The 13,931-nt window shown below is 63.6% G+C and carries 14 protein-coding genes; 12 read left to right on the top strand and 2 right to left on the bottom strand.

All coding sequences use genetic code 11. The features are described from left to right. Nucleotides 1-45 precede the first annotated feature (45 nt). Both J2X92_RS19525 and hemB read right to left on the bottom strand, forming a co-directional pair. The gene (locus J2X92_RS19525; protein WP_307577838.1) at nt 46-1,200 is read right to left on the bottom strand and encodes a magnesium transporter CorA family protein; all 1,155 of its coding nucleotides are present in this window, start codon (nt 1,198-1,200) and stop codon (nt 46-48) included. A gap of 65 nt (nt 1,201-1,265) precedes the next feature. Continuing rightward, nucleotides 1,266-2,255: a porphobilinogen synthase gene (hemB, locus tag J2X92_RS19520; protein WP_307577927.1), complete on the bottom strand. Its 990-nt coding sequence runs from the start codon at nt 2,253-2,255 to the stop codon at nt 1,266-1,268. Between the two features lie 370 nt (nt 2,256-2,625). On the opposite strand from hemB, the gene J2X92_RS19515 reads away from it, so the two are divergent. From J2X92_RS19515 to J2X92_RS19460, 12 genes are all read left to right on the top strand, one after another. Further along, nucleotides 2,626-3,054 (top strand): CopD family protein, encoded by a 429-nt coding sequence (locus J2X92_RS19515; RefSeq protein WP_307577836.1) that lies wholly within the window; start codon nt 2,626-2,628, stop codon nt 3,052-3,054. A 13-nt stretch (nt 3,055-3,067) separates the two neighbouring features. Continuing rightward, entirely contained in the window at nt 3,068-4,183 is a 1,116-nt protein-coding gene (locus J2X92_RS19510) for a VanZ family protein (RefSeq protein ID WP_307577834.1), read from the top strand. 44 nt (nt 4,184-4,227) lie between these two features. Continuing rightward, entirely contained in the window at nt 4,228-4,581 is a 354-nt protein-coding gene (locus J2X92_RS19505; protein WP_307577832.1) for a (2Fe-2S) ferredoxin domain-containing protein, read from the top strand. Nucleotides 4,582-4,653: 72 nt separating this feature from the next. Next, nucleotides 4,654-5,292 (top strand): alpha/beta hydrolase, encoded by a 639-nt coding sequence (locus J2X92_RS19500; RefSeq protein ID WP_307577830.1) that lies wholly within the window; start codon nt 4,654-4,656, stop codon nt 5,290-5,292. Between the two features lie 41 nt (nt 5,293-5,333). Then, nucleotides 5,334-6,503, top strand: a complete 1,170-nt coding sequence (locus J2X92_RS19495) for a D-alanyl-D-alanine carboxypeptidase family protein (protein WP_307577828.1) — start codon at nt 5,334-5,336, stop codon at nt 6,501-6,503. Nucleotides 6,504-6,664: 161 nt separating this feature from the next. Next, on the top strand, nt 6,665-7,042 hold the full coding sequence (rpsL, locus tag J2X92_RS19490) for a 30S ribosomal protein S12 (protein WP_013543948.1): 378 nt from the start codon (nt 6,665-6,667) through the stop codon (nt 7,040-7,042). Nucleotides 7,043-7,192: 150 nt separating this feature from the next. After that, nucleotides 7,193-7,666 carry a 30S ribosomal protein S7 gene (gene rpsG, locus J2X92_RS19485; RefSeq protein WP_013543947.1) on the top strand — a complete coding sequence of 158 codons (474 nt, stop codon included), beginning with the start codon at nt 7,193-7,195 and terminating at the stop codon, nt 7,664-7,666. A 96-nt stretch (nt 7,667-7,762) separates the two neighbouring features. Then, nucleotides 7,763-9,862 (top strand): elongation factor G, encoded by a 2,100-nt coding sequence (gene fusA / locus J2X92_RS19480; protein WP_307577827.1) that lies wholly within the window; start codon nt 7,763-7,765, stop codon nt 9,860-9,862. A 145-nt stretch (nt 9,863-10,007) separates the two neighbouring features. Beyond that, complete coding sequence (gene tuf, locus J2X92_RS19475) at nt 10,008-11,201, top strand: elongation factor Tu (RefSeq protein WP_012745744.1); 1,194 nt, start codon at nt 10,008-10,010, stop codon at nt 11,199-11,201. 21 nt (nt 11,202-11,222) lie between these two features. Further along, nucleotides 11,223-11,537 carry a 30S ribosomal protein S10 gene (gene rpsJ / locus J2X92_RS19470; protein ID WP_007838118.1) on the top strand — a complete coding sequence of 105 codons (315 nt, stop codon included), beginning with the start codon at nt 11,223-11,225 and terminating at the stop codon, nt 11,535-11,537. A gap of 152 nt (nt 11,538-11,689) precedes the next feature. Beyond that, the gene (locus J2X92_RS19465) at nt 11,690-13,288 is read left to right on the top strand and encodes a hypothetical protein (protein WP_307577825.1); all 1,599 of its coding nucleotides are present in this window, start codon (nt 11,690-11,692) and stop codon (nt 13,286-13,288) included. A 14-nt stretch (nt 13,289-13,302) separates the two neighbouring features. Next, nucleotides 13,303-13,848 (top strand): hypothetical protein, encoded by a 546-nt coding sequence (locus J2X92_RS19460; protein ID WP_307577823.1) that lies wholly within the window; start codon nt 13,303-13,305, stop codon nt 13,846-13,848. Nucleotides 13,849-13,931: the final 83 nt, after the last annotated feature.

The raw sequence follows: 13,931 nt of genomic DNA, 5'->3' as shown, positions 1-13,931 counted from the left end.
AGAAAGCCACGCGAAAGCGTGGCTTTTTTTGTTGGAGCGGGGCGATCAGCGTGTTCGCGCGAGATAGCGCTTGCGCCAGAAAATGACCACCAGCAACAGCGCGATCGCCAGCATTGCGCTCATCGCAATCCAGAAGCCGTCTGCCTTGTGCACCAGCGGAATGAACTCGAAGTTCATGCCAAAAATGCCCGCGATGAGGTTGAGCGGCAGGAAGATGGCGGTCAGCACCGTGAGCACGCGCATGATGTCGTTGGCGCGGTGGCCCTGGACGCTGAAATGCATCTGCACGGCGGTTTCGGCGTTCTGCTCGAGCCGGCGCACGTGGTGCACCACGCGCTCGATGTGCTCGAGCACGTCGCGGCTGCGCACCATGATCAGTTCCCGCTCGCGCTGCTCTGCCTCGCCTTTCGGCGACGGCAAGGTTTCGAGCAAATCGATCCAGTCCTGTATGGCGGCGCGCTGGTCCTCGCAGATTTCATCCAGGTGGTGCAGCGACTGACGGGTTTCCATCAGCGCGCTCCAGTTGGTGAAGCGGCTGCGTGGGTCGATCAGCTCGGTCTGCCAATGGTCGAGCTGGCGCGTGAGTTCGCGGCGCAAGTCCAGGTAACCGTCGACGATCTGGTTGATCACGCGAAGCATCAGGTCGGCGGTGCCGGTCGGCACGCGGGCCGAGGTGGCGCGCGCGTCGAGCGCCGGGGCGCCCTGGCCGTCTGCCGACCCGGCCGCGAGCAGGCGCACGGCAAAGGCGTCGCGCACCGCACCGTCTTCGGGGTGGACCGACAGCAGCACGCGGTCGAAGACCGCGAAACCGACGGGACGCGTGTCGACCCGGCGCAGCACCGGCGGGCCGCGCCGTGCGACGAGAGGCGGCTCCCCGGTGCTCGTTCCCTTGCCGTTGCCCGGCGCCGGCTGGCCCGGCCCGTTTGCAAGGCGCCGGAACACCAGCACGTCGTATATGGAGGTGTAGTCGAAATGAGAGGGCAACTGGTCGTTGAGCAGATCCGCCACGTGCAGATCGACCAGTTGAGTGAGGCAGAGCGACTGCAGGATCTGTTGGACTTCCGCGAGCGAAGCGCGAAATTCCTCCCGCGTGAGCGAAATCCATAGATAGCCTTGCGCGCCGCAGGCGCCGGGCACCGCGAGCGGCGCCAGCGCCTGATGCTCGCTTACCTGCGAGCGATTGATTTCAATGATGCGCATGGGCCGCCTTGTTGCTCTCTCTATATGTCGCTCGGGCCCGCACTGCGGCTCCCATCGATCGCGAACTATTGTTTTTGTAGCAAACGCGCGGCGTCAAGCGCAAAGTACGTAAGCACGCCGTCTGCACCGGCGCGCTTGAACGCGAGCAGGCTTTCGAGCATCACCGCATCATGGTCGAGCCAGCCGTTCTGCGCCGCGGCCTTGAGCATCGCGTACTCGCCGCTCACCTGGTAGGCAAAGGTGGGCACGTGGAATTCGTCTTTCACACGGCGCACGATGTCCAGGTAAGGCATGCCGGGCTTCACCATCACCATGTCGGCGCCCTCGGCAATGTCGAGGCCCACTTCGCGCAGTGCCTCGTCGCTGTTGCCGGGGTCCATCTGGTAGACCTTCTTGTTGCTCTTGCCGAGCATCGCGGCCGAGCCCACGGCATCGCGGAACGGGCCGTAGAAGGCGCTGGCGTACTTGGCGCTGTACGCCATGATGCGGGTGTGAACGTCACCGCGGGCCTCCAGCGCATTGCGGATGGCGCCGATGCGGCCGTCCATCATGTCGCTGGGCGCCACGATGTCCACGCCGGCTTGCGATTGCGCGAGCGCCTGCTTCACCAGCACCTCGACGGTGACGTCATTGAGGATGTAGCCGGTGTCGTCGAGCAGGCCGTCCTGCCCGTGGCTGGTATAGGGGTCGAGCGCCACGTCGGTCATTACGCCGAGTTCCGGAAAGCGCGACTTGAGCGCGGCGACTACGCGAGGAATCAGCCCATCGGGGTTGAAGGCTTCGTCGCCCGACGGTGTCTTGAGGCTTGCATCGATCACCGGAAAAAGCGCCATCACCGGAATGCCCGCTTCCACGCACTGCTCGGCCAGCGGCAGCAGCATGTCCAGGCTCAGGCGGTCCACGCCGGGCATCGAAGCCACGGCCTCGCGTTTTTTTTGGCCTTCCTGCACGAACACGGGATAGATCAGATCGTGCGCCGTGAGCGCGTGCTCCCGGACCAGGTTGCGGGTGAAGGCATCGCGGCGCAAGCGGCGCGGCCGACCGGCGGGATACATGGCGAAGGAGGAGAAGGAAGATGGCGTCATAAGCGGAAAATTGTGCCTGAAGCGCCGCTTGGCAGGGGCGGAGCGGCCTCTGGATGGTCGCTGGATTGCTGCTCGAATCGGTAGCCCGAAGGTTCTCTTTTTTTTAGGCGGAAATGTCAAAGAAAGTGGTCGTTTCGCTTGAAACCTTGTTTCGTCTTTGTTAAATTCTGAAGCGGGCGGCTTGCCGCTCCCCGCTTTTCCTCCCTGAGCGGGTGCCTTGATGTGTGACAGCAAAAGGGCTTCCCAGCCCGACGTGCAGACGTCGGGCTTTTTTTTGCCTGCCGCGCCAGTGAGGGCGGGCCAAGGCCGGAAGGGCGCAACCGGCCACTAAACTGCGGCCATGCTCTGGGTCAAATCTTTTCACATTGTCTTTATTGCGAGTTGGTTCGCGGGTCTGTTCTATCTGCCGCGAATCTTCGTCAATCTGGCGATGGTGCCGCCGGAGTCCGTGGCCGAACGTGAGCGCTTGCTGCTGATGGCACGCAAGCTGCTTCGGTTTACGACGTTCCTGGCCATCCCGGCTTTGGGTTTCGGCCTTTGGCTCTGGCTGGGCTATGGCATCGGGCGCGGCCCAGGCAACGGCTGGATGCATGCCAAGCTGGCGCTGGTGCTGGCGGCGATTGGTTATCACCATGGCTGCGGCGTGCTGCTGCGCCGCTTCGTGGCCGGCGGCCAGCAGCGCAGCCACCGCTGGTACCGCTGGTTCAATGAACTGCCGGTCTTGCTGCTGCTCGGCATCGTGGTGCTCGTGGTCGTCAAGCCGTTCTGAGCCGGAACCCAAGGTGGAGACGCAGCACAAGACCGCGGCGCTGCCCCTTGCGCTCGCCTATGCGGCACTGATCGTCTATGCCAGCCTTTATCCATTTACCGACTGGCGCGATCAGGGCATTGCACCCTGGGCCTATCTGTCGGCGTCGTGGCCCAAGTACTGGACGGGCTTCGACTTTGCCATCAACGTCGGCGGCTACGTGCCCTTCGGGTTCTTGTGCGCGTTGGCCGTGCTGCGCACGCGGCGCGATGCGAGCGTCTGGCGCGCCATGCTGCGCGCGACGTTGGCCGGCGCGGCCGTGGCGTTCGCGATGGAGACGCTGCAGAGTTACCTTCCCGCGCGCATTCCTTCCAATGTCGACCTGGGCCTGAACACTTCCGGCGCTCTGCTGGGGGCCATGCTGGCGGCGGGCCTGGAGCGCCTTGGCGCAGTGGCGCACTGGAGCCGCACGCGCTCGCAATGGTTCGTGGAAGAGTCTCGCGGCGCGCTGGTGCTGCTGGCGCTGTGGCCCATCGCGCTCCTGTTCCCGGCGGCCGTGACCTTCGGGCTCGGCCAGGTGTTCGAGCGGCTCGAAGTTGCGATCTCGGAATGGCTGCTGGACACGCCCTTCATCGACTGGATGCCGCTTCGACAGTTCGAGCTCGAACCGCTGGTGCCCGCCGTCGAACTGCTGTGCGTGATGCTCGGGGCCTTGGTGCCTTGCCTGCTGGCCTTCCTGGTGACGCGCACGGTGGCCCGGCGTGCCGTGTTGCTGCCGCTCACGCTGCTGGCGGGCATCGGTGCCTCGGCGCTGTCGGCCGCCTTGAGCTATGGGCCCGAGCATGCATGGGCCTGGCTCGGCCTGCCGGTGCAGGTCGGCATTGCAAGCGCCTTGGTCGCGGGCATGCTGCTGCTGGGAGCGCCGCGCCGGCTGTGCGCAGCCCTGCTCTTGGTGGGCTTGGTAATTCAACTAAGCCTGCTGAACCAGGCGCCCGAGAGCGCCTATTTCGCGCAGACGCTGGCCACCTGGGAGCAGGGGCGATTCATCCGCTTCCACGGCCTGGCGCAGTGGCTGGGCTGGGTGTGGCCATTCGCGGTGCTGGCCTATGTGGTGGCTGCGCTTTCGCGCCGGGGGCGCCCGGCCCACTGAACGTGGCAACCTCGGCGCATGGTTGGCGTCACTAAAATCGCTTGATGCCCAGTTCCACTCCCGCCGCGCCGCACGGCTACTACGGTCGCCACATCTTCTTTTGTCTCAACGAGCGCAAGAACGGTGAAGACTGCTGCGCTCTGCACAACGCCCAGCAAGGCTTCGACCGCTGCAAGGCCAAGGTCAAGGAAGCCGGGTTGGCGGGTCCGGGCAAAGTCAGGGTCAACAAGGCCGGCTGCCTCGACCGTTGTGCCGGCGGGCCGGTGGCGGTGGTCTATCCTGAGGCCGTCTGGTACACCTTCGTTGATGCCGAAGACATTGACGAAATCGTCGATTCGCATCTGAAGAACGGCAAGATCGTCGAGCGTCTGGTGTTGCCGCCCGATGTCGGCCGCTGAACTTTTGCGGAAGCTCCGCGCTCGTACCGTGCACCCGGCCGGCCGCAGCCACGCCGCTCCATCCAAAGCACCATGAATTCCCAGACCGAAAAAATCCGCCTCCAGGGCGCCGCCGGCGTGATCGAGGTGCAGCGCGACCAGCCCTCCCAGGCCGACGGTACGCGTGGCATTGCGGTCATCGCCCATCCGCACCCGCTGTTCGGCGGCACCATGGACAACAAGGTGGTGCAGACCATGGCGCGTGCGTTCGTCGCCTGCGGCTGGACTGCCGTGCGCTTCAACTTTCGCGGCGTGGGTGCGAGCGAAGGCGTACACGACGAAGGCCGCGGCGAACGTGAAGACATGCTGAACGTCGTCCAACAGCTCGCTCCCGAGGGCCCGCTGGCCATTGCCGGCTTTTCGTTCGGCGCCTTCGTTGCAAGCTGCACGGCCGAGGACCTCTGGGCGTCGCGCGACATTCGCCAGCTCGTGCTCGTCGGAACGGCCGCCTCTCGTTTTGCCGTTGCCACGCTGCCGGCCGATGCGCACGAGCGCACGCTGGTGGTCCACGGCGAGGCGGACGACACGGTGCCGCTGTCCGCCGTCATGGATTGGGCGCGGCCGCAGTCACTTCCTGTCACGGTTGTCCCAGGGGGCGGCCATTTCTTTCACGGACAATTGCCGCTGCTCAAAAGTCTGGTCGTCCGCCATCTGCGCGCGGGCATTGCATGAAAGCCCTGCGGGCTTGTTTTCGTCTTCTCCCAATCTCTCCCATGAATCGTTTTCTTGACGCGTTTCGCGCCCTGGTGCTGACCGCCGCCGCCTCGCTCTGCATGATTGCCGCTGCCCAGGTGCCGGCGCCGCCGGAAATTGCCGCGCGCAGCTATCTGCTGCTCGACGTCACGGCCAACCAGATCCTCGCCCAGAAGGACATCGACAGCCCGATCGAGCCGGCCTCGCTCACCAAGCTGATGTCGGCCTACATCGTGTTCGACGCGCTGCGCGCCAAGAAGATCACGCTGGCCCAGACGATGCCGGTGAGTCAGCGCGCCTGGAAGATGCCCGGATCGCGCATGTTCATCGACCCCAAGATGCAGGTGCCGGTCGAAGACCTGATCAAGGGGCTCATCGTGCAGTCGGGCAACGACGCTACCGTGGCGCTGGCCGAAGGCGTGGGCGGCACGGTCGAACATTTCGTCGAGCTGATGAATGCGCAGGCCAAGGCCCTGGGCATGAAGAACACCAGCTACAAGAACCCCGAGGGCCTCACCGCACCGGGCCACACCACCACCGCGCGCGACCTGAGCATTCTTGCAACGCGCCTGGTGCGCGACTTCCCGGAGGAAGCCAAGTACTACGCCATCAAGAAGTACCGCTACCCGGGCACGCCCTCGACCAACGACACCAACCGCAACCTGCTGCTGTTCCGCGATCCGACTGTCGACGGCCTCAAGACGGGCCATACCGAGGCGGCCGGCTACTGCATGATCGCCACCGCCAAGCGCGACTTCCCCAATCTCACCGGCGGCCGCCGCCTGCTGTCGATCGTGCTGGGCACCTCGGGCGAAACCGTGCGCGCCAACGAATCGCAGAAGCTGCTGAATTGGGGCTACACCGCCTACGACGCCGTCCGTTTGTTCGACGCCGGCCAGCCAGCCGCCACGCCGGCCGTGTGGAAAGGCAAGGCCAACACGCTCAAGCTGGGCCGTCCGGAAGCGATCGTGGTCGCGGTACCAGCCGGTACCGCCAACAAGATCAAGACCCAGGTGGCCCGGCCCGATCCGCTGGTGGCGCCGTTCACCAAGTACCAGGCCGTCGGCTCGCTCAAGGTGACCCTGGACGACCAGCCGCTGGCGGATGTGCCGCTGGTGGCGCTGGAGGGCGTCGAGCAGGCGGGCATTCTTGGCCGCGCCTGGGACGCCATCCGGCTCTGGATCAAGTAACGCCCGCACACGGCAATTGCTGACGGCAGGGTCGACTGCTATACTCGTGGGCTTTTCGGAATTTTCCGAAGGGTTTCACGTTTTCGTTATTCCCGGCCTCCTTGAGTCACGACAAGGGCGGTTCAGAGCCAAAGCCGGGTTGTTTTGGGACTAATTCATTCATGCCAACCATCAATCAACTGGTGCGTCAGGGTCGAACGGTCGAAAAGATCAATTCGAAGAGCCCTGCCATGCAGAACTCGCCGCAACGCCGCGGTGTCTGCACCCGCGTCTACACCACGACGCCAAAGAAGCCCAACTCGGCGCTTCGTAAAGTTGCCAAGGTCCGTCTGACCAACGGCTTCGAAGTCATTTCCTACATCGGCGGCGAAGGCCACAACCTGCAAGAACACAGCGTCGTGCTGGTTCGCGGCGGTCGTGTCAAGGACTTGCCCGGTGTTCGCTACCACATCGTGCGCGGTTCGCTCGACCTGCAAGGCGTGAAAGACCGCAAGCAGTCGCGTTCCAAGTACGGCGCGAAGCGTCCCAAGAAGGCTTAAGCCTTCCTGTCGTCAAAAAACAAACGGTGTTCGGTTGCCTTGGCGGGCATATCGAACGAAGTGACCCAATGTCGGGTCGAGTAAGTGAGAGTCCGGAATGGCTCTCGCGGTGCCGGAAACGGTGCCAACTGAAGCAAAGAGGTTAGTAACATGCCACGTCGTCGCGAAGTCCCCAAACGTGAAATCCTGCCGGATCCCAAGTACGGCAATGTCGAGCTGTCGAAGTTCATGAACGTGATCATGGAAGGCGGCAAGAAGGCGATCGCCGAGCGCATCATTTATGGCGCGCTCGACTTCATCGAAAAGAAGAACCCTGACAAGGACCCGCTCGAAGCTTTCACCGTTGCCATCAACAACGTGAAGCCGATGGTCGAAGTCAAGTCGCGCCGTGTCGGCGGTGCCAACTACCAGGTGCCGGTCGAAGTCCGTCCCGTCCGTCGCCTCGCCCTGTCGATGCGTTGGATCAAGGAAGCCGCCCGCAAGCGTGGCGAAAAGTCGATGGCCCTGCGTTTGGCCAACGAGCTGATGGAAGCCACGGAAGGCCGTGGCGGCGCCATGAAGAAGCGCGATGAAGTGCACCGCATGGCAGAAGCCAACCGCGCTTTCAGCCACTTCCGCTTCTAAGAATCAAACTTCGCTTGGGCGTTGGGCGTTGAGTGTCGGGCGATGTCGCCCGTGCTCAAGGCCCAGCGCTCAACGCATTTAACCCGAAAGTAAATCATGTCCCGCAAGACCCCCATCGAGCGCTACCGCAACATCGGCATCTCCGCGCACATCGACGCCGGCAAGACCACGACGACCGAGCGCATCCTGTTCTACACCGGTGTGAACCACAAGATCGGTGAAGTGCACGATGGCGCCGCCACGATGGACTGGATGGAGCAAGAGCAAGAGCGTGGCATCACGATCACCTCGGCTGCCACCACCTGCTTCTGGAAGGGCATGGCCGGCAAGTTCGAAGAACACCGCATCAACATCATCGACACCCCCGGCCACGTGGACTTCACGATTGAAGTCGAGCGCTCGATGCGCGTGCTGGACGGCGCTGTCATGGTGTACGACGCCGTTGGCGGCGTGCAGCCCCAGTCGGAAACCGTCTGGCGCCAAGCCAACAAGTACAAGGTTCCGCGCCTCGCGTTCGTCAACAAGATGGACCGCACCGGCGCCGACTTCCTGCGCGTGCGCCAGATGATGGTGGATCGCCTGAAGGCCAATCCCGTCGTGATCCAGATCCCGATTGGTGCCGAAGAGCACTTCCAGGGCATCGTCGACCTCGTGAAGATGAAGGCCATCATCTGGGACGAAGACAAGGGCGTGACCTTCACCTACGGTGAAATTCCCGCGAACCTGACCGACGTCTGCAACGAATACCGCGAAAAGCTCGTCGAAGCCGCTGCCGAAGCGAGCGAAGAGCTGATGAACAAGTACCTCGAAGGCAATGAGCTGACCGAGGAAGAAATCAAGAAGGCCATTCGCCAGCGCACCATCGCCGGTGAAATCCAGCCGATGCTGTGCGGCTCGGCCTTCAAGAACAAGGGCGTGCAGGCCATGCTCGACGCCGTCGTCGAATACATGCCGGCTCCGACTGACATCCCGCCGGTCAACGGCCTGGACGAAGACGAAGCGCCTGTCACCCGCAAGGCTGACGACGGCGAGAAGTTCTCGGCCCTCGCGTTCAAGCTCATGACCGACCCGTTCGTGGGCCAGCTGACCTTCGTGCGCGTCTACTCGGGCGTGCTGACCAAGGGCGACAGCGTCTACAACCCGGTGCGCGGCAAGAAGGAACGCATCGGCCGTATCGTGCAGATGCACGCGAACAACCGCGAAGAAGTGAACGAAATCCGCGCCGGCGACATCGCCGCCTGCGTGGGCCTGAAGGAAGTGACCACGGGCGAAACCCTGTGCGATCCCGCGGCCATCGTGACGCTCGAGCGCATGGTGTTCCCTGAGTCGGTGATCTCGCAGGCTGTCGAGCCCAAGACCAAGGCCGACCAGGAAAAGATGGGCATCGCCCTGCAGCGCCTCGCTCAGGAAGATCCTTCGTTCCGCGTCAAGACCGACGAGGAATCGGGCCAGACCATCATCGCCGGCATGGGCGAGCTCCACCTTGAAATCATCGTGGACCGCATGAAGCGCGAATTCGGCGTGGAAGCCAACGTGGGCAAGCCGCAAGTGGCTTACCGCGAAACGATCCGCAAGACCGTCGAAGATGCCGAAGGCAAGTTCGTTCGCCAGTCGGGCGGCAAGGGCCAATACGGCCACGTCATCCTGAAGCTCGAGCCGCAGGAAGCGGGCAAGGGCTTTGAGTTCGTCGACGCCATCAAGGGCGGTGTGGTTCCTCGCGAATACATCCCCGCGGTGGAAAAGGGCGTTGTCGAAGCGCTGACGCAAGGCGTGCTGGCGGGCTACCCCGTCGTCGACGTCAAGGTCACGCTGCACTTCGGTTCGTACCACGATGTGGACTCGAACGAAATGGCGTTCAAGATGGCCGCCATCTTCGGTTTCAAGGAAGGCGCCCGCAAGGCCAGCCCCGTGATCCTCGAGCCGATGATGGCCGTGGAAGTCGAAACGCCTGAAGACTACGCCGGCAACGTGATGGGCGACCTGTCCTCACGCCGCGGCATGGTGCAGGGCATGGACGACATGATCGGTGGCGGCAAGTCCATCAAGGCCGAAGTGCCGCTGTCGGAAATGTTCGGCTACTCGACCACGCTGCGTTCGATGTCGCAAGGCCGCGCCACGTACACGATGGAGTTCAAGCACTACGCTGAAGCTCCGCGCAACGTTGCCGAAGCCATCGTGGCTGCTCGCGCTAAGTAAGGTCTTTAAAAAGAATGTGGGGCTGCGCGAAGCGCAGCCCAACTTGTCTGCGATCCGGTGCCGCCGCGTTCCCGTGCGAGGCGAATCAGCAATCGGGTGCAGACATAAAACCAATACACGGGAATGCTCTTTCAAGGATTGAAAAATGGCAAAAGGTAAATTCACCCGCACCAAGCCGCACGTGAACGTGGGCACGATCGGTCACGTCGACCACGGCAAGACCACGCTGACGGCGGCCATCGCCACGGTGCTGTCGGCCAAGTTCGGCGGCGAAGCCAAGGCCTACGACCAGATCGACGCAGCGCCCGAAGAAAAGGCCCGCGGCATCACCATCAACACGGCTCACGTCGAGTACGAAACGGCCAACCGCCACTACGCTCACGTCGACTGCCCCGGCCACGCCGACTACGTCAAGAACATGATCACCGGCGCCGCTCAAATGGACGGCGCCATCCTGGTGTGCTCGGCCGCCGACGGCCCGATGCCCCAGACCCGCGAGCACATCCTGCTGGCCCGCCAGGTCGGTGTGGGCTACATCATCGTGTTCCTGAACAAGTGCGACATGGTCGACGACGCCGAACTGCTCGAGCTGGTCGAAATGGAAGTGCGCGAGCTGCTGGACAAGTACGAATTCCCGGGCGACGACACCCCCATCATCCACGGCTCGGCCAAGCTCGCCCTGGAAGGCGACAAGGGCAAGCTCGGCGAAGAAGCCATCATGAAGCTGGCTGAAGCGCTCGACACCTACATCCCGACGCCCGAGCGCGCCGTGGACGGCACCTTCCTGATGCCTGTGGAAGACGTGTTCTCGATCTCCGGCCGCGGCACCGTCGTGACCGGCGCCGTCGAGCGCGGCGTGATCAAGGTCGGCGAGGAAATCGAGATCGTCGGCATCCGCCCGACCGTCAAGACCACCTGCACCGGCGTGGAAATGTTCCGCAAGCTCCTGGACCAAGGCCAGGCGGGCGACAACGTCGGCGTGCTGCTGCGCGGCACCAAGCGCGAAGAAGTCGAGCGCGGCCAAGTGCTGTGCAAGCCCGGCTCGATCAAGCCGCACACCCACTTCACCGCCGAGGTGTATGTGCTGTCCAAGGACGAAGGTGGCCGTCACACGCCGTTCTTCAACAACTACCGTCCGCAGTTCTACTTCCGCACCACGGACGTGACCGGCGCGATCGAGCTGCCCAAGGACAAGGAAATGGTCATGCCTGGCGACAACGTCAGCATCACCGTGAAGCTGATCAACCCGATCGCGATGGAAGAGGGTCTCCGCTTCGCCATCCGCGAAGGCGGCCGTACCGTGGGTTCGGGCGTCGTGGCCAAGATCCTCGACATCTAAGCCGGACGCAAAGGAATCATCATGGCTACCAAGCAAAAAATCCGCATCCGCCTGAAGGCGTTCGACTACAAGCTGATCGACCAGTCGGCAGCCGAAATCGTCGATACCGCCAAGCGCACCGGCGCGATCGTCAAGGGTCCCGTGCCCCTGCCGACCCGCATGAAGCGTTTCGACATCCTGCGTTCGCCGCACGTCAACAAGACGTCGCGCGACCAGCTCGAGATCCGCACGCATCAGCGCCTGATGGACATCGTCGACCCCACCGACAAGACCGTGGACGCGCTGATGAAGCTCGACCTGCCGGCCGGCGTGGACGTCGAAATCAAGCTGCAATAAGTACTGCGGCCTCGCGCCGCATCTTGTGACAAGCCCGACTGCAGAAATGCAGGCGGGCTTTGTTTTTTGGCGCGCGGATGTGGCATCCTCGCCGGCGGCGGCCTCTCCCCCATCGAGAGGCATCGGTCAGCGGACAACACGGGCAGCACAGCATGAGACAAAGCTTCTCTTTCGCGTCGGGTTTGACGGCGTGCATCGCGGCAGCGGCGCTTCTGGCCGGTTGCGGCGGAGGGGGCGGGGGAGGCGGCGGCGGTGGTGGCCTTCCTTTCTTGCCGATGACGCCGGTGACGCCAGGGGCAGCGAGCCAGGTGACGCTGAGCGGCACGGCCACCTATGAATCCATCCCAAATCCGAATGGCACGCTGGTTTATGCCAGCGCCGAGTCCAAGCCGGTGCGCGGTGCACCAGTGGAAGTGCTCGATGCTGCAACTTCCACGCAATTAGCTGCGGCGACCACTGACGACAACGGCGCCTACTCGGTGTCCGTGCCCGCAAACACCGCCATCGCTGTGCGCGTCAAGGCCCAACTGGCCCGCAGCGGTCCGGGGGCGAGCTGGGATGTCACGGTTCGCGACAACACCCGCTCTGGCGCGCTGTACAGCATGCAGACTCCCGCTTTCTCCTCGGGTGCGGTGGCCATGGTTCGCGACATCAACGCGCCGTCGGGCTGGGGTGGATCCAGCTACACGGGCGATCGGGCGGCGGCGCCGTTTGCCGTACTCGATACGGTCTATACCGCCATGCAGAAGGTGACGTCGGTCGCGCCCGCCACTGCGTTTCCGGCGCTGCGCGTGTACTGGAGCGTCAACAATGCGCCGTCCACTGGCAACGTTGCGGCGGGGCAGATCGGCACCACTTTCTTCGTCAACAGAAGCAGTGGCCGCGAAATCTATGTGCTCGGGAAGGAAGATTCGGACACCGACGAATATGACAGTTCGGTGGTCGCGCATGAGTGGGGGCATTACTACCAATCCGCCCTGAGCCGCGACGACTCGATGGGCGGTGAGCATGGGCAGAACGACCGGCTTGATCGCCGGCTTGCCTTCTCCGAAGGTTGGGGCAATGCATGGTCGGGCATTGCACTCGGACGCAGGAACTATGTCGATTCAATTGGCCCGCAGCAATCATTGCCCGGCGCCAACATCGACCTTGCTGCCGGTGCGGCAACCACGCCGGGCTGGTACCGTGAACCTTCGATTCAGTCGATTTTCTGGAATCTCAACCAGCAGGTCGGCTTTAGGCCGATTCACGACACGTTGACCGGAAGTCAGTTCAGGAGCGGCACGGCCGTCACTTCGATCCATCCTTTCGCAGCGGCCTTCAACGCGACGGCACCGGGGAGCGCCGCGCAGCTGGCGGCCCTGCTCGCCGCCCAAAACATCAACGCTACCAACGATCCCTACGGCGGCGCGGAGACGAACGACGGGGGAATGCCGATCACGCTGCCGATGTACAGACTCGCGACAGTCGGCGGCGCCCCGACCCAGGCCTGCGTTTCCAATTCGGCCGGTACCGACAACAAGCTGGGCAGCTTCTCCTACCTTCGCTTCACCGCGCCAGCCAGCCGCAGCTACCAGATCGTCGTCAATGGCGGGCCCGCAGGGTCCAACCCCGATTTCGACGTCTTCAGGGGCGGGTTCATCGCGCGAGAAAGCAACGCGGTCAGCCTGCCGGCCGGCGAGTACGTTCTTGCGGTGTCGGACCTCAACAATTTCGGAGCGCAGACATGCTTCAACGTCTCGATCCAGTAACAGGAAGGGCTGCCATGAACATCCGCCGCTCGAATTCGATGTTGGCCGTCGCGTGCCTCGCGCTGGCCACGCTGTCGGTACCGGCTGCGGCAGACGGCGAGGCTGAGGCGCGCAACGCCAAGCCCAGGCAGCCCGCAGTCCAGCACCGGAACGCTCCCATGACCACGGCAGCGCAAAAGCCCGGAAGCTCCGGCGTCAAGCTGCAATACCGACTCGACGCCGTGCCGCAGGTGGGCCGCGCGACGCCCATCGTGCTGCAGTTCGACCACGTAACCGAGGCCGAGGGCGCCACGGTGCGCCTGAGTGCCGAGCGTGGACTGACGCTCGAAGGCAACAGCACGCTGACGCTGCCAAAAGGCAAGCGAACCACGGCCACCGTGGTCGTGGTGAGCGAGGGCGAAGGCCTGGCCTACCTCAATGTGTTCATCACCCAGGGCGGCGCCTCGAGCGCAATTTCCATCCCCGTCCAGACGGGCACGGCGGCACCAGCGCTGAAATCCACCGGTGAAATGAAGCCCATGCCGGGCGGCGACAGCATCATCACGATGCCGGTCAAGTAGGTAAAAACGCCACTTTTCGGGGCTGAACACGCCTCAGGAGTCGCTTTGCAACGCTGCTTGCACCGCGGCCGCATGGCGGGCTA

The sequence above is a fragment of the Variovorax paradoxus genome (assembly GCF_030811855.1).
In the GTDB taxonomy this organism is placed as follows: domain Bacteria; phylum Pseudomonadota; class Gammaproteobacteria; order Burkholderiales; family Burkholderiaceae_C; genus Variovorax; species Variovorax paradoxus_L.
The sequence above is the reverse complement of the archived record's forward strand: the minus strand, read 5'-3'. Positions and strand labels throughout refer to the sequence as shown.

Excerpts from the sequence above, each read along its gene's own strand:
- rpsG (WP_013543947.1), top strand. The coding sequence starts at position 7,193 with ATGCCACGTCGTCGCGAAGTCCCCAAACGTGAAATCCTGCCGGATCCC.
- J2X92_RS19460 (WP_307577823.1), top strand. The coding sequence starts at position 13,303 with ATGAACATCCGCCGCTCGAATTCGATGTTGGCCGTCGCGTGCCTCGCG.
- rpsJ (WP_007838118.1), top strand. The coding sequence starts at position 11,223 with ATGGCTACCAAGCAAAAAATCCGCATCCGCCTGAAGGCGTTCGACTAC.
- hemB (WP_307577927.1), bottom strand. The coding sequence starts at position 2,255 with ATGTATCCCGCCGGTCGGCCGCGCCGCTTGCGCCGCGATGCCTTCACC.
- J2X92_RS19515 (WP_307577836.1), top strand. The coding sequence starts at position 2,626 with ATGCTCTGGGTCAAATCTTTTCACATTGTCTTTATTGCGAGTTGGTTC.
- fusA (WP_307577827.1), top strand. The coding sequence starts at position 7,763 with ATGTCCCGCAAGACCCCCATCGAGCGCTACCGCAACATCGGCATCTCC.
- J2X92_RS19500 (WP_307577830.1), top strand. The coding sequence starts at position 4,654 with ATGAATTCCCAGACCGAAAAAATCCGCCTCCAGGGCGCCGCCGGCGTG.
- J2X92_RS19505 (WP_307577832.1), top strand. The coding sequence starts at position 4,228 with ATGCCCAGTTCCACTCCCGCCGCGCCGCACGGCTACTACGGTCGCCAC.
- tuf (WP_012745744.1), top strand. The coding sequence starts at position 10,008 with ATGGCAAAAGGTAAATTCACCCGCACCAAGCCGCACGTGAACGTGGGC.
- J2X92_RS19465 (WP_307577825.1), top strand. The coding sequence starts at position 11,690 with ATGAGACAAAGCTTCTCTTTCGCGTCGGGTTTGACGGCGTGCATCGCG.
- rpsL (WP_013543948.1), top strand. The coding sequence starts at position 6,665 with ATGCCAACCATCAATCAACTGGTGCGTCAGGGTCGAACGGTCGAAAAG.
- J2X92_RS19525 (WP_307577838.1), bottom strand. The coding sequence starts at position 1,200 with ATGCGCATCATTGAAATCAATCGCTCGCAGGTAAGCGAGCATCAGGCG.
- J2X92_RS19495 (WP_307577828.1), top strand. The coding sequence starts at position 5,334 with ATGAATCGTTTTCTTGACGCGTTTCGCGCCCTGGTGCTGACCGCCGCC.